At 74.4% G+C, this 24,464-nt stretch carries 21 protein-coding genes; 14 read left to right on the plus strand and 7 right to left on the minus strand.

Translation table 11 applies throughout. From position 1 onward, the window contains the following. Nucleotides 1-227: 227 nt before the first annotated feature. From AB0N04_RS05235 to AB0N04_RS05255, 5 genes are all read left to right on the plus strand, one after another. Nucleotides 228-1,124: a neutral zinc metallopeptidase gene (locus tag AB0N04_RS05235; protein WP_360206892.1), complete on the plus strand. Its 897-nt coding sequence runs from the start codon at nucleotides 228-230 to the stop codon at nucleotides 1,122-1,124. A gap of 236 nt (nucleotides 1,125-1,360) precedes the next feature. Beyond that, on the plus strand, nucleotides 1,361-1,726 hold the full coding sequence (locus AB0N04_RS05240; protein WP_360206895.1) for a hypothetical protein: 366 nt from the start codon (nucleotides 1,361-1,363) through the stop codon (nucleotides 1,724-1,726). Nucleotides 1,727-2,041: 315 nt separating this feature from the next. Beyond that, a complete protein-coding gene (locus AB0N04_RS05245) occupies nucleotides 2,042-3,136 on the plus strand; it encodes a substrate-binding domain-containing protein (RefSeq protein WP_360206898.1) in 1,095 nt (364 codons plus the stop codon). A 169-nt stretch (nucleotides 3,137-3,305) separates the two neighbouring features. Then, a complete protein-coding gene (locus AB0N04_RS05250; RefSeq protein WP_360206900.1) occupies nucleotides 3,306-4,094 on the plus strand; it encodes an ATP-binding cassette domain-containing protein in 789 nt (262 codons plus the stop codon). Then, on the plus strand, nucleotides 4,091-5,359 hold the full coding sequence (locus AB0N04_RS05255; protein ID WP_360206903.1) for a sugar ABC transporter permease: 1,269 nt from the start codon (nucleotides 4,091-4,093) through the stop codon (nucleotides 5,357-5,359). Before AB0N04_RS05250 ends, AB0N04_RS05255 begins: the two co-directional genes overlap by 4 nt. 204 nt (nucleotides 5,360-5,563) lie before the next feature. Here AB0N04_RS05255 and AB0N04_RS05260 read toward each other — a convergent pair whose 3' ends face one another. Beyond that, entirely contained in the window at nucleotides 5,564-6,145 is a 582-nt protein-coding gene (locus tag AB0N04_RS05260; protein ID WP_360206906.1) for a TetR family transcriptional regulator, read from the minus strand. A 98-nt stretch (nucleotides 6,146-6,243) separates the two neighbouring features. Between AB0N04_RS05260 and AB0N04_RS05265 the strand changes: the two genes are divergently transcribed. Together AB0N04_RS05265 and AB0N04_RS05270 are read left to right on the plus strand one after the other, a co-directional pair. Then, on the plus strand, nucleotides 6,244-7,164 hold the full coding sequence (locus AB0N04_RS05265) for a patatin-like phospholipase family protein (RefSeq protein WP_360206908.1): 921 nt from the start codon (nucleotides 6,244-6,246) through the stop codon (nucleotides 7,162-7,164). A gap of 383 nt (nucleotides 7,165-7,547) precedes the next feature. Next, the gene (locus AB0N04_RS05270) at nucleotides 7,548-8,000 is read left to right on the plus strand and encodes a hypothetical protein (RefSeq protein WP_360206911.1); all 453 of its coding nucleotides are present in this window, start codon (nucleotides 7,548-7,550) and stop codon (nucleotides 7,998-8,000) included. A 124-nt stretch (nucleotides 8,001-8,124) separates the two neighbouring features. Here AB0N04_RS05270 and AB0N04_RS05275 read toward each other — a convergent pair whose 3' ends face one another. Further along, nucleotides 8,125-9,681: an alkaline phosphatase family protein gene (locus AB0N04_RS05275; RefSeq protein ID WP_360206913.1), complete on the minus strand. Its 1,557-nt coding sequence runs from the start codon at nucleotides 9,679-9,681 to the stop codon at nucleotides 8,125-8,127. A gap of 181 nt (nucleotides 9,682-9,862) precedes the next feature. Between AB0N04_RS05275 and AB0N04_RS05280 the strand changes: the two genes are divergently transcribed. After that, nucleotides 9,863-10,630, plus strand: coding sequence for a GntR family transcriptional regulator (locus AB0N04_RS05280; protein WP_360206916.1), 768 nt, complete (start codon nucleotides 9,863-9,865; stop codon nucleotides 10,628-10,630). A gap of 128 nt (nucleotides 10,631-10,758) precedes the next feature. On the opposite strand, the gene AB0N04_RS05285 is transcribed toward AB0N04_RS05280, so the two are convergent. Next, nucleotides 10,759-11,682, minus strand: coding sequence for an SMP-30/gluconolactonase/LRE family protein (locus tag AB0N04_RS05285; RefSeq protein WP_360206918.1), 924 nt, complete (start codon nucleotides 11,680-11,682; stop codon nucleotides 10,759-10,761). A 76-nt stretch (nucleotides 11,683-11,758) separates the two neighbouring features. On the opposite strand from AB0N04_RS05285, the gene AB0N04_RS05290 reads away from it, so the two are divergent. The 3 genes from AB0N04_RS05290 (at nucleotide 11,759) to AB0N04_RS05300 (ending at nucleotide 14,416) form a co-directional block, all read left to right on the plus strand. Then, nucleotides 11,759-12,214 carry an Lrp/AsnC family transcriptional regulator gene (locus tag AB0N04_RS05290; RefSeq protein WP_360206921.1) on the plus strand — a complete coding sequence of 152 codons (456 nt, stop codon included), beginning with the start codon at nucleotides 11,759-11,761 and terminating at the stop codon, nucleotides 12,212-12,214. 244 nt (nucleotides 12,215-12,458) lie between these two features. After that, complete coding sequence (locus AB0N04_RS05295) at nucleotides 12,459-13,928, plus strand: tetratricopeptide repeat protein (RefSeq protein ID WP_360206924.1); 1,470 nt, start codon at nucleotides 12,459-12,461, stop codon at nucleotides 13,926-13,928. Next, a complete protein-coding gene (locus AB0N04_RS05300) occupies nucleotides 13,925-14,416 on the plus strand; it encodes a hypothetical protein (protein WP_360206926.1) in 492 nt (163 codons plus the stop codon). The genes AB0N04_RS05295 and AB0N04_RS05300 overlap by 4 nt, the downstream gene beginning before the upstream one ends. Before the next feature lie 173 nt (nucleotides 14,417-14,589). Here the strand turns inward: AB0N04_RS05300 and AB0N04_RS05305 are convergent, their stop codons facing one another. After that, nucleotides 14,590-14,991 (minus strand): VOC family protein, encoded by a 402-nt coding sequence (locus AB0N04_RS05305; protein WP_360206929.1) that lies wholly within the window; start codon nucleotides 14,989-14,991, stop codon nucleotides 14,590-14,592. A 257-nt stretch (nucleotides 14,992-15,248) separates the two neighbouring features. Here AB0N04_RS05305 and AB0N04_RS05310 point away from each other — a divergent pair, with 257 nt between their 5' ends. Then, a complete protein-coding gene (locus AB0N04_RS05310) occupies nucleotides 15,249-15,488 on the plus strand; it encodes a hypothetical protein (protein WP_360206932.1) in 240 nt (79 codons plus the stop codon). A gap of 18 nt (nucleotides 15,489-15,506) precedes the next feature. Here AB0N04_RS05310 and AB0N04_RS05315 read toward each other — a convergent pair whose 3' ends face one another. The 3 genes from AB0N04_RS05315 to AB0N04_RS05325 form a co-directional block, all read right to left on the minus strand. After that, nucleotides 15,507-15,860, minus strand: a complete 354-nt coding sequence (locus tag AB0N04_RS05315) for a hypothetical protein (RefSeq protein ID WP_360206934.1) — start codon at nucleotides 15,858-15,860, stop codon at nucleotides 15,507-15,509. 203 nt (nucleotides 15,861-16,063) lie between these two features. Beyond that, complete coding sequence (locus AB0N04_RS05320) at nucleotides 16,064-17,521, minus strand: multicopper oxidase domain-containing protein (RefSeq protein WP_360206937.1); 1,458 nt, start codon at nucleotides 17,519-17,521, stop codon at nucleotides 16,064-16,066. 189 nt (nucleotides 17,522-17,710) lie between these two features. Continuing rightward, nucleotides 17,711-18,460 carry a histone deacetylase gene (locus AB0N04_RS05325; protein ID WP_360207172.1) on the minus strand — a complete coding sequence of 250 codons (750 nt, stop codon included), beginning with the start codon at nucleotides 18,458-18,460 and terminating at the stop codon, nucleotides 17,711-17,713. Between the two features lie 330 nt (nucleotides 18,461-18,790). Between AB0N04_RS05325 and AB0N04_RS05330 the strand changes: the two genes are divergently transcribed. Together AB0N04_RS05330 and AB0N04_RS05335 are read left to right on the plus strand one after the other, a co-directional pair. Then, nucleotides 18,791-22,774, plus strand: a complete 3,984-nt coding sequence (locus AB0N04_RS05330) for a Pls/PosA family non-ribosomal peptide synthetase (RefSeq protein WP_360206940.1) — start codon at nucleotides 18,791-18,793, stop codon at nucleotides 22,772-22,774. Between the two features lie 131 nt (nucleotides 22,775-22,905). Then, complete coding sequence (locus AB0N04_RS05335) at nucleotides 22,906-24,447, plus strand: glycosyltransferase family 39 protein (protein WP_360206943.1); 1,542 nt, start codon at nucleotides 22,906-22,908, stop codon at nucleotides 24,445-24,447. Nucleotides 24,448-24,464: the final 17 nt, after the last annotated feature.

The following is a 24,464-nucleotide window of genomic DNA, read 5'->3' on the forward strand; positions in this document are numbered from 1 at the left end:
CCCCCGCCGCCCGCCACCGCACCGCCGGCCGTCCGCCCGCCGTCCGCCCGCCGTCCGCCGGTCGTCCCCGCTGCGCCGCGCCGCCGCCCGCTGCCCGTAGGCTGGGCGGGCCGTCACCGGAACAGACCGTCACCAAAACGGACGAACAGGGCGCAACCGCCGGAAGGGCGGCGCACCACGGCACGGGCGGCAGCACACGACGGAGCGCGACGGAAGCGGGCAGGGGCATGCAGTTCGACGACCAGGGCGACCTCGACACCTCCCAGGTGGACGACCGGCGCGGGATCCCGGGCGGCAAGGTCGCCATCGGCGGCGGGGCCGTGGGCCTGGTGGTGGCCCTGCTGGCCATCCTGCTGGGCGTCGACCCCAAGCTGCTGGGCCTGTCCTCCGGCGGCGGCTCCACCACCTCCGCCGGCACCCGCACCACCGGCGAGGTGCAGCAGGCCTGCAAGAGCGGCGCGGACGCCAACAAGCGCCAGGACTGCCGGATCGTGGCGGTGACCAACAGCCTGCAGGACTTCTGGCGCACCGAGCTGCCGCGGCGCACCAACGCGGCCTACCGCGGCGCCGAGACGGTGCTGTTCACCGACCGGGTCTCCACCGCCTGCGGCCCGGCGACCTCGGCCGTCGGCCCGTTCTACTGCCCCGCCGACCGCAGGGCCTACGTCGACCTCGGCTTCTTCGACGAGCTCTCCAGCCGCTTCGGCGCCAAGGGCGGCCCGTTCGCCGAGTCCTACGTCGTCGCCCACGAGTACGGCCACCACATCCAGAACCTGCTGGGCACCACGCAGAAGGTCGGCGGCGACCGCCAGGGCGCCGACAGCGCCTCGGTGAAGCTGGAGCTGCAGGCCGACTGCTACGCCGGGGTGTGGGCACACCACGCCACCACCACCCCGCAGCCCTCCACCGGGCGGCCGCTGATCGCCGCCCTCACCGACCAGGACATCGCCCAGGGCCTGGACGCGGCCGCGGCCGTCGGCGACGACCGGATCCAGCGGCAGGCCACCGGCCGGGTCGACCCGGAGAGCTGGACGCACGGCTCCTCCGACCAGCGCAAGGCCTGGTTCACCACCGGCTACCGCACCGGCGACCTCGCCCGGTGCGACACCTTCGCCGCCCGGTAGCCGCCCGCCCCCGCCCCGGAGCCGTGGCGGCCCCGGAACCGCCCCCGCCCCGGAGCCGGTGCGGCCCCGCACCCGCCGCAGCCGCACCGGCCCTCCGTAGCCGAAGCAGCGGCGCGGGGCGCGGCGGCGCGCCCCTGTCAGATGTCAGGGACCGCGGCCGCCCCCGCGTTCCTAGGCTGCTGGTCACCGGCCCGACCACCCGTCAGGGCCGCCCACCAGCCAAGGGAGAACCACCCATGCGCAGGATCACCCACGCCGCCCTCGCCCTCGCCCTGGCGACCGCGGCCCTGACCACGCTCGGCGCGACCGGCGCCGACGCCGCCGACGGCTCCTGGGCGGGCTGCCCGTACGGCGCGGTCTGCGTGTACCCGCAGAACCAGGACCCGGCCTCCAGCCCGAGCGAGGTGTACTGGAGCTACGGCGCCCACAACCTGAGCAACCAGTACGGCAACCACTGGGTGCTGAACAACCAGTCCGGCGGTGCCCACGCGCACCTGTGCAAGAGCTCCGGCGGCGGCAACTGCGTCTACGACATCGCCGCCCAGAACGGCGTCTGGTACGACCTGGGCCCGATCAACTCGATCACCCTCGACCGTCCCTGACGCCACGTCACCGACCGGGGGGTGCCCGCCGCACGGGGGAGCGGCGGGCACCCCCCGTTCCCGCTTGACGTGCCCCTGACCTGCTGCGGCGGGCTGATCGAACTCTTGAAGGGCGCCCCGCGGCGCCGGCTCCGCCGCCTCACCGTTTGGAGGTTCCTCCAGGTTTCAACCCCCGGCCCAGCGTTCACAAAGATAACGAGTAGAGGCATATTTCGGCCTGCATGGATTTACTTATTGACGCCATACCTGCGCTCAGGTTTAACTCCCCACACCCCGCCGCAGAGCCGCGGCGACGTCAGGGAGAGGCACCCCCACATGAACGCCACGATGCGTCGCGCCGTCATCGCCACCACCGGCATATCGCTGGCCCTGTCCATGGCCGCCTGCGGCAAGGCCGGCGGCGACAAGAAGGACAGCGCCTCCGCCGGAGACGGCAAGTCCATCGGCCTGCTGCTGCCCGAGAACGCCTCCTCCACCCGCTACGAGTCCTTCGACCGCCCCTTCATCGAGGCCAAGGTCAAGGCGCTGTGCGCGGACTGCAAGGTGCTCTACAGCAACGCAGAGGGCAGCGCCGCCAAGCAGAAGCAGCAGTTCGACACCCTCATCACCCAGGGTGTGAAGGTGATCGTCCTGGACGCCTTCGACGCCAAGTCCACCCAGTCCTGGGTGCAGGAGGCCGCCGCCAAGGGCGTCAAGGTCGTCGCCTACGACCGCCTGGCCACCGGCCCCGTCGCCTCCTACGTCTCCTTCGACAACGAGAAGGTCGGCGAGCTCCAGGGCCAGGGCCTGCTGGACGCGCTCGGCGCCAAGGCCGCCGACTCCGACATCGTCATGATCAACGGCGACGAGGCCGACCCCAACGCCGCCCAGTTCAAGTCCGGCGCGCACAAGGTCCTCGACGGCAAGGTCCGCAAGGTCGTCTACGAGCAGTCCGGCGAGTGGAAGCCCACCGTCGCCGGCCAGAAGATCGGCGCCGCGATCACCCAGTTCGGCAAGACCGGCTTCCAGGCCGTCTACTCCGCCAACGACGGCATGGCCGGCGCCATCATCACCCAGCTCAAGTCCGCCGGCATCAGCGTCCCCGTCGGCGGCCAGGACGCCGGCCTCGACGCCGTCCAGCGCATCGTCGCCGGCGACCAGGCCTACACCATCTACAAGGCCTACAAGCCGCTCGCCGAGAACGCCGCCGAGCTCGCCGTCGACCTCCTCCAGGGCAAGGACGTCAAGGCCGTCGCGTCCTCCACCATCGACAGCGCCACCGACAAGGGCATCCCCGCCAAGCTGCTCGAGCCCAAGGTCGTCACCAAGGCGAACATCAACGACACCGTCATCGCCGACGGCCTCTACAAGGCCGCCGACATCTGCACCGCCGACTTCGCCGCCGCCTGCACCGCCGCCGGCATCAAGTAACCCGGCACCAGGGCCCGTCCGGCACATCCCGCCGGACGCACCGCCCGCCACCACGCCCGCCCGCGCGACGCGGCCACGGCGCTCCCCGCCCCGGCGGGGAGCGCCGCCCGGCCGTGCCCCGCCCCGCGCGCACCCACCACCCACCCCACCACGCACTACCCCGCAGGAGATGGTTCACGTGACGGGCGCACCCGTACTGGCGCTGCGCGAGGTCTCCAAGCGCTTCGGCGCCGTCCAGGCACTCACCGACGTCGACCTCGACGTCCACGCCGGCGAAGTCGTCGCACTGGTCGGCGACAACGGCGCCGGCAAGTCCACCCTGGTCAAGACGATCGCCGGCGTCCACCCGATCGACGAGGGCACCATCAGCTGGGACGGCCGCCCGGTCCGCATCGAGCGCCCCCAGGACGCCCAGGCCCTCGGCGTCGCCACCGTCTACCAGGACCTCGCACTCTGCGACAACCTCGACGTCGTCGCCAACCTCTTCCTGGGCCGCGAACTGCACCGCCGCGGCACCCTCGACGAGGTCGCCATGGAACGGCGCGCCAAGGAACTGCTGGACACCCTCTCGATCCGCATCCCCAGCGTCCGCATCCCCATCGCCGCCCTCTCCGGCGGACAGCGCCAGGTCGTCGCCATCGCCCGCGCCCTGGTCGGCGACCCCCGGATCGTCATCCTCGACGAACCCACCGCCGCCCTCGGCGTCGAGCAGACCGCCCAGGTCCTCGACCTCGTCGAGCGCCTGCGCGAGCGCGGCCTCGGCGTCATCCTGATCAGCCACAACATGGCGGACGTCAAGGCCGTCGCCGACACCGTCGCCGTCCTGCGCCTGGGCCGCAACAACGGGGTCTTCCCGGTCGCCGACACCTCGCACGAGGAGATCATCTCCGCCATCACCGGCGCCACCGACAACGCCGTCACCCGGCGCCAGGCACGCATCGCGGAGGAAGCGAAGTGAGCACCAGCCAGACCACCCCCACCCCCACCCCGGCCCCCGCCGCCCCCGCCACCGACCCCCGACTGCTGGTGCGCCAGCAGGGCCTGGCCGGCTACGCCGAGGAGTTCCGCCGCAAGATCAAGAGCGGCGACCTCGGCTCACTGCCCGTCATCATCGGCCTGATCCTCATCGCGATCATCTTCCAGAGCGTCACCGGCCACTTCCTGCAGGCCGACAACCTCACCAACATCACCAAGTGGATCGCCGGCCCCGGCCTGATCGCCGTCGGCGTCGTCTTCGTCCTGCTCCTGGGCGAGATCGACCTCTCCCTCGGCTCCGTCGCCGGCGTCGCCGCCGCCGTCACCTCCGTCCTCGCCGTCCGCGAAGGCCTCAACGAGGGCCTGGCCATCCTGCTCGCCCTCGCCACCGCCGTCGCCATGGGCGCCCTGCACGGCTTCTTCTTCGCCAAGATCGGCGTCCCCGCCTTCGTCGTCACCCTCGCCGGCATGCTCGCCTGGAGCGGCCTGCAGGACTACGTCCTCGGCAAGCTCGGCACCGTCAACAACATCAACGACGGCATCGTCGCCAACCTCGACACCTACTTCCTCGGCGACGGCGACGTCCTCTACGCCTGGCTCCTCGCCCTCCTCTCCATCGCCGCCTTCCTCGCCGCCCAGCTCCTGGACGCCCGCCGCCGCACCGCCGCCGGCCTGCCCGCCCGCAGCACCGGCGAGATCGCCCTGCGCACCGGCGCCCTCGCCGTCCTCGCCCTGGTCGGCGCCTACATGCTCAACCAGGACCGCGGCCTGCCGCTGCCCCTGGTCGTCCTGCTCGGCGCCGTCGTCCTCACCGACTTCATGCTGCGCCGCACCTCCTACGGCCGGCAGATCTTCGCCGTCGGCGGCGGCGTCGAGGCCGCCCGCCGCGCCGGCATCAACGTCGCCCGGGTGCGGATCTCCGTCTTCATGTTCTCCGCCTTCCTGGCCGGGCTCGGCGGCCTGTTCATCGCCTCCCAGCAGGGCTCCGCGGACAAGCAGCTCGGCAGCGGCAACGTCCTGATGAGCGCCATCGCGGCGGCCGTCATCGGCGGCACCAGCCTGTTCGGCGGACGCGGCAAGACCTGGTCGGCGCTGCTGGGCATCCTGGTCATCCAGTCCATCACCACCGGCCTGGACATGGTCCACGCGGCCCAGGCCATCCAGTACATGATCACCGGCGCCGTCCTGCTGGCCGCCGTCGTCCTGGACTCCGTCTCCCGCCGCACCCGCGCCTCAGCGGCCCGCTAGCGGACCACCCGCGGCCGGCTCCACCGCCGGCTCCGCCGCGCACCGACGCCCCGGTGCCCCCGCCCTCCCGGCGGGGGCACCGGGGCGTCCGCGTCTTGAGGACCTGCCCGGCCGCGGGGCCCGGGGCCGTCACTCCTCGGACGGAAGCGGCCCGCCCGGACGTGACACCGGCCCGCGGACCGGGCCCCGGGAACGGGCGGGTCTTCAGGCCTGCAGCAGGCCGGCGAATCGCTCCAGGGCCAGGTCGCAGCGCTCGCGGTCGCCCGTGGTGGTGAGGTCGAACAGCAGGCCCCGCACCACGGCCATCACCAGCGTGGGGGTGGCGGTGTCCCCGGGCCCGGTGGTCACGTCGTGCAGGGACGCCCGCAGCGGGACGAACCAGTCCGTGACGGCCCCGGCCTGGTCCGGATAGTTCTCCGGGTGGGCCAGCAGGTCGGCGTGCACCTCGAAGAAGAGCCGTACGAACGGGGCGCGTTCGGGCGCGCTCATCCACGCCCAGATCCCCCGCAGCCGCTCGCGCGGGCCGGCCTGCACGGCGCCCGGGGCCCCGCGGTGCGGCGGCAGGTGCTCGGCGAGACGGGCCGCGCCCCGGCGGCGCGCCTCGGCGAGGACGGCCGCCACCAGCTCCTGCTTGCTGCCGAAGTCGTAGAGCAGCATCCGCGGACTGGTCTCCAGCGCGGCGGCCAGCGGACGCAGGCTCAGCCCGGCCAGCCCGTGCGCCAGCACGTAGTCGGTGGCCCGGGCCAGGGTGCGCCCGCGGCGCTCGGGGTCCGGGGGGCGTCCCACGGGCGACCGTCCTTCCGCCGGTGCCGCGCTGAGGCGGCGTCAGTGATCACCAGGAGTATATGGTACGACTGTTTCAACAACGGGGAGGGGATACCGCCATGGACACCGGCGACCGCACACCGCACCACGCGCAGGACCACGCCGCCGAGCGGGCAGGCGACCGGGCGCAGGACCACGCCGCCCGCCGGACCGACGGGCAGGGGGCGCCCGACCGGGCCCTGGTCCTCGGCCCCGGCGGACGCCTGGGCGCCGCCTGGACGGCCGGACTCGTCCACGGCCTGCACCTGGCCGGGGCCGACCCGGCCGGCGCCGACCTGATCGTCGGCACCTCCGCCGGCGCCGTGGTCGGCGCCCTGATCGCCACCGGACAGGACCCGAGCCACCTCGTCGACCCCGCCCGCCGCACCGCCCCCCGCCCCGGCGCCCGCCGGCCCGACCCCGCCGGCGCGGGCGCCGTGTTCGCCGTCCTCGGCCAGGGCCTGGACCCCGCCGAGGCCCGCCGCCGCGTCGGCCGCCTCGCCCTCGACACCGCCGACCCCGACGCCGAACAGGCCCTGCTGGACAACCGGCGCGCCCTGATCGGCACCCACCCCTGGCCCCGGCACCTCCTGATCACCGCCGTCGACGCCGGCACCGGCGAACCCGCCGTCTGGAGCGCGCACGACGGCCTGCCGCTGCTGCACGCCGTCGCCGCCAGCAGCGCCTTCCCCGGCGTCGAACCGCCCGTCACCCTCCCCGACGGGCGCCGCTGCATGGACGGCTCGCTGCGCGCCGGCGCCAACGCCGACCTCGCCGCCGGCGCCCGCGCCGTCCTGGTGGTCGAGCCGCTGGCCCACCGCTTCCCGCGCCCGCCGGCGGACGCCGAACTGGTCCTCGCCCCCGACCCGGCCGGCCAGGCCGTCCTGGACTCCGACCGCGCGGACTGGGACACCTGGGAGCAGGCCTACCGCGAGGGCCTGCGCCAGGCGGGCGGGCAGGCCCGGGCCGTACGGGCGGCGTGGGGCGCGTCGACCACCTGACGGCGTACGGCGGTTCGGCCCCGGGGCGGCTCCGGGGCGGGCTCCGGGGCCGGGCCGCCCCGGTGGCGGGTGGCCGGTGGCGGGTGGTCATCGGCGGGTGGTCGGTGGGGCGGGATCCTTCGGAGCGGCCCACCGCGGGCGCGGCCGCGGGCCGGGGCGGGCCGCCGCGGCGGTGGGGTTGCTTCCGGATGCGGCGGTGACCGGCACCGCAGTGCCGCTGCACAGGGGTGATGGCAAAGTCAAGGAAACTCACCCGAACGAGTGAGACCAGGGGTACGCCGAAGTGGGTGGTGATGTTCAACACCCTGGTACGGCAGTCGAGTTGACTGATAGACATCACCCCCGGGGGGCCCGACGAACAGTTCACACATTCGGAGGGAACCATGAAGAACCGCTTCGTACGTCGTGCCGGAGTCGTGGTCGCCGGCCTCGCTCTTGTCACCGGTCTCGGCAGCACGGCGGCCCTGGCCGCCACCCCGGCCGCGGCCCCGGCCCCGGTCGTCGTGGTCCAGGACGTCGCCACCGCCGCCGCGGAGGTGCAGACCTGGACCTACGTCACCGGTCCGCTGGAGACCACGCTCACGCTCGACACCACCGCCCGTTCCGCGTCCATCGTGGTCTACGCCAACGTGCCGCTGCTCGGGAAGAAGAAGGTCGGCAGCGCCTCGGGCAGCCTGACCGAGGGCATCACCTTCCACCTGGGCCTGTCGCCGTTCGTCAACGGCACGCAGAGGTTCTACCTGGTGGGCGACGACGTGCACCTGTACTACGACTTCGACGCGCTCGGCAAGCACTACACGGGCGACGTCAAGCTCGGCACGCTCCCGCCGCTGTAGCCCGTACGGCGCCGCCCGCCGCCCCGGAAGGTACCCCGGGGCGGTGGGCGGCGCCCGTTCGGCGTTCCGCGTTCGTTCGGCGCCGGCCCGTCGCGCGTTCGGCGCCGGCGGGCGCCCGCCGGCGTCAGCTGTCGAAGGAGACCTGGTCGACGGTCCAGAACGCGCTGTTGGTGCCGGTGTAGCGGAACTGGAAGCGCACGCTGCTCGCGCCGGCCGGCACCGTCACCGGCAGGTGCTCGACGGTGTTCAGGTCCGCGCGGTAGGACTTCACCAGCTGCGGGGCGCCGTTGTCGAAGACCGCGTACACGTCGCCGGTCTGCGGGCCGTCGACCTTGTAGTCCGTCGCGAAGGACAACGTGGCCCGCCCGGGCCCGGCCACCGGGTAGGCGGGGCTGACCAGGGTGGAGTCGAACTGGCCCGCGCCGTGGGTCTTGTCGTCCCACTCGTCGGAGTCGGCGACGGCGAACACGTTGCGCGCCCGCACGTTCGTCTCGCGGCTCTGCCCGAGCTGGGCGGCGGTCCAGAACTCGTCGGTGGCGAAGGCCCAGCCGCGCCACTCCGTCACGCCGCCGCCGGGCATCCGGGAGTTGTCGATGCTCCAGCCGGCGGGCGGGGTGTGGGTCCAGCCCTTGACGCCGGCCGGGATGCCGCTCTCGTCGGCCCGGGCCTGCAGGGCCGGGCGCAGCGCGTCGAAGGCGTCCGGGACGATCCGGTCGATCGGCTGCCCGTCGAGCTGCCAGGCCGGGTCGATCGCGGCGCCCTCGTGCGCGAGGACGGTCGGTGCGACGTCCACCGGCTTGACGTCGTAGCGCCGGGACCCGGCCGGGTAGCCCGCGCCGTCGGCGATCACGAAGGTCTGCCGCTCGTTGGCGCTGTTGCCGCCGTGGCCGCCGGCGTCGGTGTGGCCGTGGTCGGTGGTGACGACGATCAGCCAGTCCTCCGACCCGTACGTGGCGCGGGACTTGACGGCCTGCACCACCTGGCCGACGAGGGCGTCGACGGAGTGGATGGCGGCCGTGTACTGGGGGCTGGCGCCGCCGTAGGAGTGTCCGGCCTCGTCGACCTCGTCGAAGTGCAGGAAGGTGGCGTCCGGGTTGCCGTTGGCGAGGTAGTCGGCGGCGTCGGAGGCGGTCTTGGCGTCGTTCTCGCTCTCGGCGATCCGCACGTCGGCCCGGCCGTTGAAGACGTTGGCGGTGATCGGGTTCCACGAGCCGATCACCAGGGTGGAGGTGGCCGGGTCGGCGTTCTCCAGGCGGCTGGCGAAGTCGGGGTAGAGGTCGAAGCGGGCGCCCGCGAAGGTGTTGTCCTTGACCTGGTGCTTGTCCGGCCACACGCCGGTGCCGATGGTCGACCAGCCCGGTCCGGACAGGGTGGGCGCCAGCGGGTTGGCGTACAGGTTGCCGGTGGCGGTCATGCCACCGGCCATCAGTGCCTTCAGGTTGGGCGCGTCGGCGCTCAGCAGCTTGTCGTAGCGGGTGCCGTCGACGCCGATGACCAGCGTCTTGGCCTGGCGCACGCCACCGGGCAGGCCCTTGTACGGGGCTGCGGCGGCGTCCGTGCCGGCGGTCGCGGTGCCCGCGCCGGCGGGGGCGGCGGTGGCGGTGACGGGGGCGAGCGGCAGCAGCGCGGCGGCCACGGCGGCGGTGGTCAGGGCGGTCCAGGTGGAGCGGGGGATACGCACGGGGGCTCCCAACTCGGGGGCGGCGGGGTGCGGTTGCACCGGCACCGAGAATGGGGCGGCCGGACGAGGAGGACCCCTCCCATCTCCCACGCCGGTATGAACAACTGCCGAAATTCAGTCCAGACCGGTTATCAATCCGTTACCTGAGGGGTGTGACACCACCGCTCGATACAGTGGCGCGGTGAACCACGGCACCCCGCAGGCCCCCCTCGCCCCCGCCCGCTCCGGCGTCCCCGAGCACGGCCGGGTGCCCAAGTACTACCTGGTCAAGGCCCGCCTCGAGGACCTCATCGCCGAACTCGGCCCCGGCGGACGCCTGCCCACCGAAGCCGACCTCGCCGAACGCCACCACGTCGCCCGCGCCACCGTCCGCCAGGCCCTGCGCGAACTCCTCCTCGAAGGCCGCCTGCGCCGCCAGGGCCGCGGCACCGTCGTCGCCGGCCCCAAGATCGAACAGCCGCTCTCCCTCGCCAGCTACACCGAGGGCGTCACCCGCCAGGGCCTGCGCCCCGGCCGCACCCTCATCACCCTCGACCGCCTGCCCGCCGACCCCGCCATGGCCGAACGCCTCGACGTCCCCGCAGGCGAACCCCTCTGGCACCTGGAGCGCGTGCTGCGCGCCGACGAGGAACGCGTCGGCCTGGAGTCCACCTACGTCCCCGTCGCCCGAGTCCCGCACCTGGACGAGGAGTTCGACCCCGAAGGATCCTTCTACGGGCACCTGCGTGAACGCGGCATCCACCTCGGCGGCGCCGACGAACGCATCGAGACCGTCCTCGCCACCCCCCGCGAAGCCCTCCTCATCGGCACCCCGCCCGCCCTGCCCATGCTGCTGCTCCACCGCCGCAGCCGCGACGACGCCGGCCGGCCCCTCGAACAGGTCCGCACCCTCTACCGCGGTGACCGCTTCAGCTTCACCCTCGCCCTGCACGCCCCGACCACCGACTGACCGCGTCACGGCCGGCGCCGCCACCTCGCCCCAGGAGCAGCCGGCCGTCCTGGTGGTCGTGGTCTCCCTCGTCGACGCGGCGAACCGGATGAACGTCCCGGCCCGCAACCCCGGCGGCGGCCGGGTCGTCAGGCCCGGCGCACCCGGGGGAGCCCGGTCACCGCCATGACCACGGAGTACAGCGAGGTGGTCGCGGTGAGGAAGAGGCGGTTGTTCTTCGGCCCGCCGAAGGCGATGTTGGAGACGGGCTCGGGGGTGAGCAGGCGTCCGATCAGCGTGCCGTCCGGGTCGTAGCAGTGCACGCCGTCGTCGAAGGCGGCCGCCCACAGGCGCCCCCCGTCGTCGAAGCGGATGTTGTCGAATCCGCTGTCCGGGGCCTCGGCGAAGACCTTGCCGTCGGAGAGGGTGCCGTCCTCGCGCACGTCGAAGACGCGGATGTGCCGGGCCCGGCTGTCGGAGACGTACAGCTGCCGCTCGTCGGCGGAGAAGACCAGGCCGTTGGGGCCGGTGAAGCCGTCGGCGACCAGACGGATCGTGCCGTCGGCGGGGTCGATGCGGTAGACGTGGCAGCCGTCGAGCTCGGGGTCGGCGCGGTGGCCCTCGTAGTCGCTGGTGATGCCGAAGTCCGGGTCGGAGAACCAGATCGAGCCGTCGGAGTGCACCACGGCGTCGTTGGGGGAGTTGAAGCGCCGGCCCCGGTAGCGGTCGGCCAGGACGGTGAGGGTGCCGTCGTGCTCGGTGCGGGTGACGCGGCGGTTGCCCTGCTCGCAGGTGACGAGCCGGCCCTCGCGGTCCAGCGTGTTGCCGTTGCTGTGGCCGGCGGGGGAGCGGAAGACGCCGACGGTGCCGGTGGCCTCGTCCCAGCGCAGCATGCGGTCGTTGGGGATGTCGCTCCAGATCAGCTGGCGCCAGGCGGGCAGGTAGACCGGCCCCTCGGCCCACCGGCAGTCCCCGTGCAGCTTCTCCAGCCGCACGTCCCCGTTGGCGCACTTCCCGGCCCGGAACCGGTCGTCCAGAACCTCGTACAGGCCGTACAGAACATTGCCAGACACAGTCCACCCCTTGCTGCTCAACTCCGAACCTCATTCGGTTCGGCATGAGTATGGCAGAAGCGGATATGGTTCCACCATGGCATCGGAGAACCTCGACGAGACCGACCGCGCGCTGGTCGCGCTACTGCAGCAGGACGCCGGGCAGGCCTACGCCGCACTGGGCAAGGCGATCGGACTCTCCGCGGGCGCGACCCACGAACGGGTCCGCAAACTGCGCGAACGCGGCGTCGTACGGCGCACCACCGTCGACGTCGACCCCAAGGCGCTGGGCCTCGGCGTCCTCGCCTTCGTGATGGTCGAGTCCTCGGCCTGGATGGGCGACTCCGCCCAGGCCTTCGCCGCGATCCCGGAGATCGAGGAGGCCCACATCATCGCGGGCAGCGCCTCCGTCCTGGTCAAGGTGCGCACCCCCAGCACCGAACAGCTCCAGGACGTGCTGCGCCGCCTGTACGCCATCGACGGCGTCAGCGGCACCCAGGCGACCGTCTCCCTGGAGACCTTCTTCGAACGCCCGCCCTCCCCCACCCGCTAGGACGCGCCCGGCGCCGCAGCCCACATCGACAGCCGCTGCGGCAAAGGGAGTTCGGCCATCAGGCCACCATCACCTCGGGGAGTGGACCTCCGGGGCCACCCGCCGCCCCGCCACCCACCCCGGCCGACCCCGGACCACAGTGTGGTGGCTTCCCCGCCCCGGACATCACCGAATCCCGTCGCCGCCGCGGGACGTCCCGCTAGGCTTCCCCCAAATCGCGTTCGGCACAGGGGAGATGCGGTTCGTGGCAGACATCGCCGAGATGGTCCAGCAGGCCGGAACGCTGATGACGGCTGCCGTGGCCGCCCACGGCCGGCAGGTGCTCGCACCGTCGCCGCCGGCCACGGCCGACCGGGCCGCCGCAACCGGGCACCGGTTGCTCCGGGCCGTCTGGGAGCACCAGGACGCCACCCGGCGCTCCGCCCTGGAAGCGGTGCTGGCGGACCTGGCGCAGGACACCCGCGACCCCGACGCCCTCGCCGCGCTGCGCATGCACGTGCGGCGGGCCCTGCGCGAGAGCGTGGACCTCTACCGCGAATGGTCGGCGCTGCTCCCGGCACCCGGTGACACCGTGACGATCAACGCCTCCGGTGAGCGCTCGATCGCCGCCCAGTCCGTCTCCAACACCATCCACGGCGGTGCCTTCCGCGGGACCGTCATCCAGGCGGGTGCCATCGGGGACGTCCGAACGCCCGGCGGGAACGGTTCCCCCCGGCGCCCCCCGCAGGACGCCGCCGTCCGGGACCGGGCCTCCGGCACCGCCGAGGACCTCACCGCCCGCAACAACGAGGCGATCGTGGCGCACGCGACGGGAGACCTCGAGCAGGCCACCGCCCTGATGGAGCGGAACGTCGCCGAATCCGCCCGGCTGCTCGGCCCCCACCACCCGGACACCCTGGCCGCCCGCAACAACCTGGCCAGTGCCTACCAGGAGGCCGGGGACCTGCACCGGGCCGTCCCGCTGCTCGAAGCGACCCTCCAAGCGTTCGAGCGGGTCTCGGGCCCCGAGCACCCCGACACGCTGACCACCCGCAACAACCTGGCCAGCGCCTACCGTGCGGCCGGCGACCTCGGGCGCGCCATCCCGCTGCTGGAGTCCACCCTCACGGAGCGCATCCGGGTCCTGGGGCCGGAACACCCGTCCACGCTCACCAGCCGCAACAACCTGGCCAGCGCCTACCGTGCGGCCGGCGACCTCGGACGTGCCATCCCGCTGCTGGAGGACAACCTCGCCGCCTCCGAACGGATCCTGGGGCCGGAGCAGCAGTCCACGCTCACCAGCCGCAACAACCTCGCCGGTGCGTACGTGGCCGCGGGGGACCCGGGCCGCGCCATCCCGCTGCTGGAACGCAACCTCGCCCTGTCGGAGCAGCTCCTGGGGGAAGAGCACCCCGGCACCCTCGGCGCGGCCAACAACCTGGCCGGCGCGTACCGCGCGGCCGGGGACCTGAAACGCGCCGTTCCGCTGCTGGAACGCAACCTCGCCCTGTCGGAGCGACTCCTGGGCGGGGAACACCCGCGCACCCTCGCCACCCGGCAGGACCTCGCGCTCGCCTACCACAGCGCGGGGCGCCTGCAGCAGGCCGTCGTGCTGCTGAGGATCACCCTCGGACAGTACGAGCGGATCTTCGGCGACACCCACCCCCTGACGCTGGCCTGCCGTGACGACCTCTCGGCCACCGAGCGGGAGCAGGCCGCAGGAGACCGGCGGTGACCGGTGACTCCCAGCGGACCAGGATCATCATCATCGAGCTCAGCGAGAACGACACCACCGACCTCCCGACCCTGATGCGCGCCCTCACCGAGGGCCGGCAACCGGCGATGGTGGTCGTCGAAGGAGGATTCACCATGGGCGACACCTACAACGTCGACGGACAGGCCGGTGCGGTCGGCCCGCACGCCAAGGCCAGCGACAACACGTTCATCCAGCTGCGGATGCCGGACGGCTCGCCGGTGGACCTGCCCGGCCTCGCGGCCCAGCTGGAACAGCTGCGCCTGGCCCTGAAGAGCGAGGCGGTCACCCTGGAGCACGACACCGCGGTGGGCGCCGTCGCCCAGGCCGAGGTGGCCGCCCGGCAGGGCGACGAGAACGGCGCCCTCGCCCACCTGAAGGCCGCCGGGGCCTGGGCCCTGGGGATCGCCCGCAGGATCGGCGTCGAGGTGGCCGCCCTCGCCATCGCCCACGCGATCGCCGGTGGCTGACCGGACCCGGCCGGAGTGGGACGTCGGCCGGGCCGACTTCCCGCTCGCTCCGGTGGCCGGTGGCCCGGGACCGTTGGGTGGGCCTGCGCCGGGTCATGCGCACCGACCTGGGCCTGGAGGGCTGAGGCCCGCACCCGCCGGGCCCCGACGCCCCCCGCCGGGGCCCCGGCGGGTCAGGTGGTGAGGGGGGTCAGGAGGATCCAGACGTGGCCGAAGGGGTCGCGGAGCATGGACTGCCGTGCGCCGTAGGGCATGTCGGCGGCGGGGGAGAGCAGCCGGGCGCCGGCGTCGACGGCGCGGGCGGTCAGTGCGTCGACGTCCGGTACGTAGACGTGCAGGGCGACGGAGGCGGCGCCGGGGGCGGGCGGGGCGAAGGGGGCGGCGTGGGCGTCGCCGAGCATCAGCGTGGCGCCGTGGACGGTGATCTCGGCGTGGGCGATCCGACCGTCCTCGCCGTCGAGCCGGAAGAGCTCGGTGGCCCCGAACGCGGTCGTGTAGAAGTCGATCGCCTCGGCGGCCCCGTCGACCATGACGTGGGGGACGACTGCGTGCCGGTGGTGCTCGGGAATCCTCATGTGGATCAAGGTAGAGCGGTGCCGGGTGCCGGGGCATTGGGCGCAGGCCCCGCCCGGTCTGCGACGAAGGGAGTAGGACCGAGGTCTCACCGGCCGGCGCCGGACCGCGGTGGCCGGACCGCGGTGTCGGGGCGCGGTGGTCGGGGCGCGGTGGTCGGGGCGCGGGACTTTGGTCCCCTCCCGGCCGGGGGTGGGGGTCACGCACCCTGGGAAGGGAGACCACGGGCCGTGAGGCAGAGAGGAAGAGTGCCGGACGCATGTCGGACGAGTCGACTGCCCACCGCCTGATCGAGGCCTACTTCACCCACTGCGACACCTGTCGCGAACCGCACGATCCGGACTGCCACTCCCGCTCGCACTGGCGGCTGTACCTGGATCTCGACCCGGCCACGCTGGAGCGCCTGCGCCGCTGGGCCCAGGCCCCGGACCCGCACCACCCGATCACCGACACCGAGCGTGCCGTCCTGCTGCACTGGCTGGAGGCCCGCGCCGCCTGAGCGGCGCGGGCCCGGGGCTCAGTTGTCGGAGCCGACGGTGGCGTCGTTCTCGGCGTTGATGATGTCGTCGCCGGCGATCTGGTTGCCGTCGCCGATGATCACCGTCCAGAAGTTGCCGCCGGCGACCTGCGCGGCGTCGTCCATCGCGCCGCCGGCCACCTGGCCCGAGCCGTTGTGGGAGCCGACGGTGGCGTCGTTGCCCGCGTTGATGATGTCGTAGCCCGCGACCTGGTTGCCGTTGCCGATGATCACCGTCCCGTGGTTGCCGCCGGAGACCGTGTCGGCCGAGGCGGTGCCCGGGACGGCGGCGGCCACGCCGGCGGCGGCGAGCAGGGTCAGCGCCCACGTGATGCTGCGGGTCGTACGGGTCATGGGTGTTTTCTCCGCTTCTGTCGGGTTTCGCCCCGAACGGGGCCAGGCGACAGTAGGAGCCGCGGCGGCGGTGGTGGGCGACCTTCCCCCGGTGGGCGGCGTGTCGGCCCGGTGCCGCGGTGCCGGGTGCGGCCGCAAGGTTTCGCCCGGCACCCGCGCCCCCGCGGCCGCCGGGACGGCCCGCCCGCCGCGCGCCCGCCACGTCAGACGATCTTCATCGTCCCCATCATGCCCATCGCCGCGTGGTCGATCAGGTGGCAGTGGTACAGGTACTCGCCGCGGTACCCGGTGAAGGTCGCCTGCAGCTTGACGCTCTCGCCCGGCAGCAGCGACACGGTGTCCTTCAGGCCGCACTCCGGGCCGGAGGTGACCGGTTTGCCGCCGCGCTCCAGCACCCGGAACTGCACCAGGTGCAGGTGGAAGTTGTGCGGCATCCGCTGGTTGGTGTTGGTGACGGTCCAGATCTCGGTGGAGCCGTACGGGATCACCGTGTCGATCCGGTCCGAGTCGTAGACCAGGCCGTTGATGTAGGCCATCGGCATCGCGCCGGGCGTGGCGGGGCCCTCGTCCATGCTGAGCCTGAAGTCGCGGGTGGTGGTGGCGGCCGGCAGCTCGGGCAGCGTGCGCAGGGTGTCCGGGAGCGGCTCGGTGTCGTCGCGCTCCCGGCGGGTGACCCGGAACTGCAGGACCTGCGCGGTGGGGGCGCTCTGGTCGCCGAAGGTGTTCTTCAGCACCAGGGTGGTGCCCACCGGGTAGTGGCCGAAGTCGACGACGACGTCCGCCCGCTCGCCGGGGGAGAGGAACACGCTCGTGGTGGTCAGCGGCGCGGGCAGCAGCCCGCCGTCCGAGCCGATCTGCTGGAACGCCGAGCCGTCGGACAGCGCGAGCTTGAAGAACCGCTGGTTGGAGGTGTTGAACACGCGGAAGCGGTAGCGCCGGGTGGCGACCTCGAAGTACGGCCAGGCCTTGCCGTTGGCCAGCACCACGTTGCGCAGGCGGTCGCCCATCACGTAGACGAGCTGGCCGGCGCTGTCGAAGCGTGCGTCGCGCAGGGCGATCGGCACGTCCTGCTCCTCGTCCGGCAGGTCCAGGCCGTCCTCGACGTCGTCGGTGAGCAGGTAGAGGCCGGCGAGCCCGCGGAAGACGTTCTCCGACTCCATGTGGTGGGCGTGGTCGTGGAACCACAGGTTCGCGTGCGGCTGCTGGTTCGGGTAGACGTACGTCCGGCGGCCGCCGCCGGCCGCGATCAGGTCCATCGGCGCGCCGTCGCTCTTGGCCGGCACGTGGCCGCCGTGCAGGTGGACCGAGGTGTCGACGCTCAGCCGGTTGGTCTGGTGGATCACCACGGGGCGCCCGGAGGTGGCCTGGATGAGCGGGCCGGGGAAGCTGTCGCCGTAGGTGCGCACCGCGGTCCTGAAGCCGGGCACGATCTCGGCGGTGGTCTCCTTCATCGTCAGCTTGTAGACGTCCGCGTCGCCGTCGTCGGAGTACGGCTCGAGCGGCTGCGGGACGGGCATGGCCTGGGCGAACTTCGGGATGGTGGAGGCGTCGAGGTCGGCTGCCTGCGCGACGTCCGTGAGCGCGGGGAGCAGCAGGCCGGCGGTCCCGAGCGTGGCGCTGGCCGCCACGCCGGTCCGGAGCAGGGTCCTACGTGTGATCACTGGTGTCCCCCGGGGAGAACGTCGGGCTCCCGGCGCCTGGCGGCACCCGAAGCGGTGAAGAACAGCGGGGCGACCCTTGCGCACGGGGCTCAAGATCGGCTTGCTTTCCGCTCGGATGTTCGTGTCCCGAACGAACGGCTGACACCGCGGCCCGGGCCGGCCGGGCCGGGTCCCGCTCCCGGCGGCCGGTCAGGCCAGCGCCTCCAGCACACCCTGCGCGCTCCAGTGCCCGGCCGCACCCGGACGCGAGGCCAAGTAGCGGGCGGTGCGCCGGCTGTCCCAGCCGTGGGCCTGCGCCAGGCCCGCGGCCAGGGTGCGCAGGTAGGCGGCGGAGGGCGGGTTGAGGTCGGCGCCGGCCAGGCCGGTGGGGGCGGTGAGGGTCAGCAGGGGGAGCCCGTCCAGTTCGCCCGCGTGCACCAGCGTCTCGTAGCGGCCGGGGCCGAGCGTGGCGCGCCCGGTGGCGAGCACCCCGGTGAGGTCGAGGTCGGTGCCGGGGGAGCGGTACATCTCCTGGGCGGCGATGTCGCTGAACTGGCCGAGCGTCAGCAGGTAGGCGCGGCCGGGGGCGGGTCCGGCGGCGTCCGGGTCGTAGAAGCCGCGGCCGCCGCCCCACACCGCGGACTCGGTGGCGAAGTACAGCAGCCCGGGCAGCAGCACGGGCACGTCCCGCAGCGGCGGGCGCGGGTCGCGGCAGCCGGGGCAGGCGAGGGCGCCGCCCTCGGGGCGCCCGCCGAGCAGGTAGCGGGCGAGCCGGGGGGCGTGCAGGTTCGACCCGTACGCGGCGTACCAGACCAGCGCGCCGCTCCCGGCCGCCGGAGCGCCGCCCGCACCGCCGGGCCGGGCCGCCGCACCGCCGGGCCGGGCCGCCGGCCGGTCGGGGCCCGGCGTGCCGGGGCCGTCCACCCGGTCGGGGCCCGGCGTGCCGTCACCGGGCCGCATCGCGCTCACGGACGGGGACGCTAGCAGCGCCGGCCCCGTGGCGGGCGGGCGGCGGGCCCGCCACACCGCGCCGCGGGCACCGGGCCGCCGAGCGGCTACCCTTCACCAGCGAAAACGCCCACACCCGCCCGAAACGACTTTCGAATCATCGGGCCGCCACCCCCGGCCGGCACCGATCATGAGAATTTCCTTTGACCGTACCTCCGCTGCATCCAGCCAACTCCCAGCGGAGTCATGGTGAGTGGGCGCTTCCCGCCAAGCGACACCCCGCACCACCCGTACGCGGCGAAACCCGCGCACCCGCACCGACGGAGCCGAGGACACCACCCCATGGACGCACGCCAGGACACGGTCGGCCCGGGCACCCTGCACCACCCCCACCCCCACCCCGCCCCCGCCGCCGGCTGGCCGGTGGCCCCGCCCGCCCACCCGCGCAGCCTGCTCGACATCGTCGACGCCACCGCCCGGACCCACCCCCACGCACCCGCCCTGGACACCGGCACCGCCGTCCTCGACTACCGCACCCTGCTGCACGAGGTCGACACCCTCGCCGGCGTCCTGGCCGGCCACGGCATCGGCACCGGCGACCGGGTCGGCGTGCGCATCCCCTCGGGCACCGCCGACCTCTACGTCGCCGTCCTCGCCGTCCTGCGCTGCGGCGCCGCCTACGTCCCCGTCGACGCCGACGACCCCGACGAACGCGCCGCGATGATCTGGCAGGACGCCGGGGTCTGCGCCGTCCTGGGCGCCGAACGGCACCTGTACGCCGGCCCCGGCCCCCAACCCGGAGGCCGCCCCGCCTGGCCCGGCCCGGCCGACGACGCCTGGATCATCTTCACCTCCGGCACCACCGGCCGCCCCAAGGGCGTCGCCGTCACCCACCGCTCCGCCGCCGCCTTCGTCGACGCCGAGGCCCGCCTCTTCCTGCGCCGCCGACCGCTCGGCCCCGGCGACCGCGTCCTGGCCGGCCTCTCCGTCGCCTTCGACGCCTCCTGCGAGGAGATGTGGCTGGCCTGGCGCCACGGCGCCTGCCTCGTCCCCGCCCCCCGCGCCCTCGTCAAAGCCGGCACCGACCTCGGCCCCTGGCTGGTCAGCCGCCGCATCACCGCCGTCTCCACCGTCCCCACCCTGCTCGCCCTGTGGCCGCAGGAATGCCTGGAAGCCGTCCGCCTGATCATCGTCGGCGGCGAGGCCTGCCCCGCCGAACTCGTCGAACGCCTCGCCACACCCGAGCGCGAGTTCTGGAACACCTACGGCCCCACCGAGACCACCGTCGTCGCCACCGCCGCCCGCCTGCTCCCCGGCCGCCCGGTGCGCATCGGCGCCCCCCTGGACGGCTGGGAGATCGCCGTCGTCGACCCCGCCGGCCACCCCGTCCCCTGGTACGGCACCGGCGAACTCCTCATCGCCGGCGCCGGCACCGCCCGCTACCTCGACCCCGCCAAGGACGCCGAGAAGTTCACCGCCCACCCCGCCCTGGGCAGCACCCGCGTCTACCGCAGCGGCGACCTCGTGCGCAACGACCCCGAAGGCCTGGTCTTCCTCGGCCGCGCCGACGACCAGGTCAAACTCGCCGGCCGACGCATCGAACTCGGCGAGATCGACGCCGCCCTCCAGGCCCTGCCCGGCGTACGGGCCGCAGCCGCCGCCGTCCGCACCACCCCCGCCGGCACCGACCTGCTCGTCGGCTACCTCGTCCCCCACCCCGGCACCACCCCCGACCTCACCGACGCCCGCCGCCACCTGCTGGAACGCCTCCCCGCCCCGCTCGTGCCCGTCCTCGCCCTCGTCGACTCCCTGCCCACCCGCACCTCCGGCAAGGTCGACCGCACCGCCCTGCCCTGGCCGCTGACCACCACCGCCCCCCAGCACACCCCCGACGACCGCCCCACCCCCACCGACGGCACCGCCGGGCGACTCGCCCGCCACTGGGAACGACTCCTCGGCACCACCCCCACCACCGACGACGACTTCTTCGCCCTCGGCGGCTCCAGCCTCACCGCCGCCCGCCTCGCCTCCGACCTGCGCACCACCCACCCCGGCGTCTCCGTCGCCGACCTCTACGCCCACCCCGTCCTCGGCGACCTCGCCGACTACCTCGACACCCTCACCGGAGACCCCGACCCCACCCCCGGCCCCACCGCCGCCCCCGGCCCCGCCCGCCCGGTACGCCGCACCCCCACCAGCGCGGGCCTGTGGCAGACCCTCGTCCTGCTCGGCGTCTTCACCCTCGCCGGCCTGCGCTGGACCCTCGTCCTCGTCGCCCTCGACAACCTCACCGGCAACCACCTCGCCTGGGCCCCCCACAGCTCCTGGTGGCCCGTCGCCGCCGGCCTCCTCCTCTTCTACAGCGCCCCCGGCCGCACCCTCCTCGCCGCCGGCGCCGCCCGCCTGCTCACCGCCGGCCTACGCCCCGGCAGCCACCCCCGCGGCGGCCCCACCCACCTACGCCTGTGGGCCGCCGAACGCGTCACCACCCTGCTCGGCGTCGCCGCCCTCACCGGCACCCCCTGGGCCCCCCGCTACGCCCGCGCCCTCGGCTGCCGCGTCGGCCCCGGCGTCCTGCTGCACACCCTGCCCCCCGTCACCGGCCTCGCCCGCCTGGGCGCCGGCGCCACCATCGAACCCGAAGCCGACCTCGCCGGCTGGTGGCTCGACGGCGACACCCTCCACCTCGGCCGCGTCGACATCGGCGAAGGCGCCCGCATCGGCCACCGCGCCACCCTCATGCCCGGCGCCCGCGTCGGAGCCCACGCCGACATCGCCGCCGGCTCCTGCGTCACCGCCACCGTCCCCGCCGGCGAACACTGGCACGGCTCCCCGGCCCGCCCCGCCCCCCACACCCCCACCCCCTGGCCCGCCCCCACCACCACCCGCTCCCGCACCTGGAACCTCGCCCACACCCTCGGCCTCACCCTCTTCGGCCTGCTCCCCCTCCTCGCCGCCCTGCCCGCCCTCGCCGTCGTCTACCCCATGATCGACACCGAGCGCACCCTCACCGACGCCCTCCTCCACCTCCTGCCCGCCACCATCCCCCTGGCCGCCCTCACCCTGCTCTGCCACGCCGCCCTGACCGCCCTGCTCGTCCGCCTCCACTCCCGCCCGCTGCGCCCCGGCTTCCACCCCGCCCACGGCCGCACCGCCTACTGCGCCTGGGCCGTCACCCGCCTCGGCGACACCGCCCGCCGCACCCTCTTCCCCCTCTACGCCAGCCTCCTCACCCCCACCTGGCTGCGCCTGCTCGGCGCCAAGGTCGGCCGACGCGTCGAGGCCTCCACCGTCCTGGCCCTGCCCGCCCTGATGCGCGTCGACGACGGCGCCTTCCTCGCCGACGACACCCTCGTCGCCCCCTACGAACTACGCGCCGGCTGGCTGCACCTGGGCCCCTCCCACATCGGACGCCGCTCCTTCGTCGGCAACTCCGGCATCGTCGCCCCCGGCCGCACCCTGCCCGACAACTCCCTCGTCGGCGTCCTGTCCGACACCCCCGCCCACGCCCCCGAAGGCTCCTCCTGGCTCGGCCGCCCCGCCTTCGCCCTGCCCCGCGTCGCCGACACCGGCACCGACACCCGCACCTACGACCCCTCCCGCCGCCTCATCGCCGCCCGCGCCGGCGTCGAACTCTGCCGCCTGCTGCCCGTCATCCTCGCCGCCCTCCTCGGCGACCTCGTCCTCGCCACCCTCCAGGAACTGCGCGACGCCTACGGCCTGCCCCTGGCCCTCGCCACCGGCGGCCTCGTCCTGGCCGCCGCCGCCCTCACCGCCTGCCTGCTCACCACCGCCGCCAAATGGCTGCTCGTCGGACGCTTCCGCGCCGCCGAACACCCCCTGTGGTCCCCCTTCGTGTGGCGCAACGAGCTCTACGACACCTTCGTCGAGGAACTCGCCATGCCCTTCGGCGGCCACAGCCTCACCGGCACCCCCTACCTCAACGCCTGGCTGCGCACCCTCGGCGCCCGCATCGGCCGCGGCGTCTGGTGCGAGACCCACTGGCTGCCCGAGAGCGACCTCGTCACCGTCGGAGCCGGCGCCAGCGTCAACCGCGGCACCGTCCTGCAGACCCACCTCTTCCACGACCGCGTCATGCGCCTGGGCCCCGTCCACCTCGGCCCCGGCTCCACCACCGGCCCGCACTCCGTCGTCCTGCTCAACTCCACCCTCGGCGCCGGCTCCACCGTCGGCCCCGCCTCCCTGGTCATGCGCGGCGAGAACGTCCCCGGCGCCACCCGCTGGCTCGGCAACCCCGTCGCCGCCTGGAACACCGACCCCACCCCGCCCCCCGGCCGCCGACGCCGCCGCCCCGCCACCCTCTGATACGAAAATCCCCCGCCCCGGCCGGCCCGCCCCGCCCCCGGGCCGGCCCGGCGACCGCCCGACCCCGACCTCCCCCGGAAACCCCCGCCCGCGCCACCGCCACCGCACCCCACCGGTGCCACACTGCCCGGATGGACACCACACGGGGGAGTGGAACGCCAACCGGCCTGCCGCCGTTCGCGGTTCGGCCCGTCCTCGCGATCGCCGGCGCGCTCGCCGCGCTGCTCATCGCCCTCTCCGGACGCTACGGCTTCCACCGCGACGAGCTCTACTTCCTCCTCGCCGGCCACCACCCGGCCTGGGGCTACACCGACCAACCACCCCTCACCCCGATCCTCGCCCGCGCCACCGCCCTCCTCGGCGACGGCCCCACCGCCCTGCGCACCCCCTCCGCCCTGCTCAGCGCCGCCACCGTCACCCTCACCGCCCTCACCGCCCGCGAACTCGGCGCCCACCGCCGCGCCCAGACCCTCGCCGCCGCCTGCTGTGCCGCCAGCGGCTACACCCTGGCCGTCGGCCACCTGCTCTCCACCAGCACCTTCGACCTCACCGCCGAACTCGCCGTCCTGCTCACCGCACTGCGCCTGCTGCGCACCCGCGACCCCCGCTGGTGGCCCGCCCTGGGCGCCGCCGTCGGCACCACCCTGCTCAACAAGCAACTCGTCCTGCCCCTGCTCGCCGCCCTGGCCGCCGCCCTGCTCCGGGAACACCGCCACCGGATCCACCGCCACCGCACCCCGCCCCACGCCCCCACCCCCACGACCCGGACCCCGCCCGGCGCCGCCTGGGCCCTGCTCGGCACCGCCCTGGCCCTGCTCATCGCCGGCCCCACCCTGTGGTGGCAGGCCATCCACGGCCTCCCCGAACTGAAGGTCGCCCACGAACTCGCCGCACAGAACGGCTGGGCCGGCCGATGGCTCCTCCTGCCCCTCCAGGCCCTCCAGTTCTCCCCGTTCCTGCTACCCGTCGCCCTCGCCGGCTGGCGCGCCCTGCGCCACGACGACGCGCTGCGCCACGCCCGCCCGCTGGCCACCGCCTACCCGGTGCTGTGCGCGATGGTCATCGTCGGCGGCGGCAAGCCGTACTACCCGCTGCCGCTGCTGCTCGTCCTCACCGCCGCCGGCTGCGAACCCGTCCTCGCCCGCACCCGCCGCAGCGCCCGCGCACTGGCCCGCACCCTGGCCGCGGCCACCGCCGTCAGCGCCCTCGCCACCCTGCCCCTGCTGCCCGCCGGCGCCCTCGCCCTGCCCAACGCCGTCGACCCCGACCAGGGCGAACAGGTCGGCTGGCCCGAACTCACCGCCGCCACCGCCACCGCCTGGCACGACCTGCCACCCGACCGGCGCGCCCACGCCGTCCTGCTCACCTCCAACTACGGCGAGGCCGGCGCCCTCGCCCACTACGGCCCCGCCCTCGGCCTGCCGACCCCCTACTCCGGCCACATGAGCCTCGCCGACTGGGGCCCGCCGCCGGCGGACGCCACCGGCCCCGTCCTGCTCGTCCACCCCGCCGGGCATCCCGCGCTGGAGGCCCCGTTCACCGGCTGCCGCACCGTCGCCAGGGTCGACAACGGGCACGGCGTCGACAACCTGGAGCAGCACGCCGCCGTCGTCCTGTGCGACCCGGCCCCGCGGCCCTGGAACGAGCTGTGGCCGCAGCTGCGGCAGTACTGATGCGCCCGCGCCGGTCC

The sequence above is a fragment of the Kitasatospora sp. NPDC051702 genome (assembly GCF_040681575.1).
In the GTDB taxonomy this organism is placed as follows: domain Bacteria; phylum Actinomycetota; class Actinomycetes; order Streptomycetales; family Streptomycetaceae; genus Kitasatospora.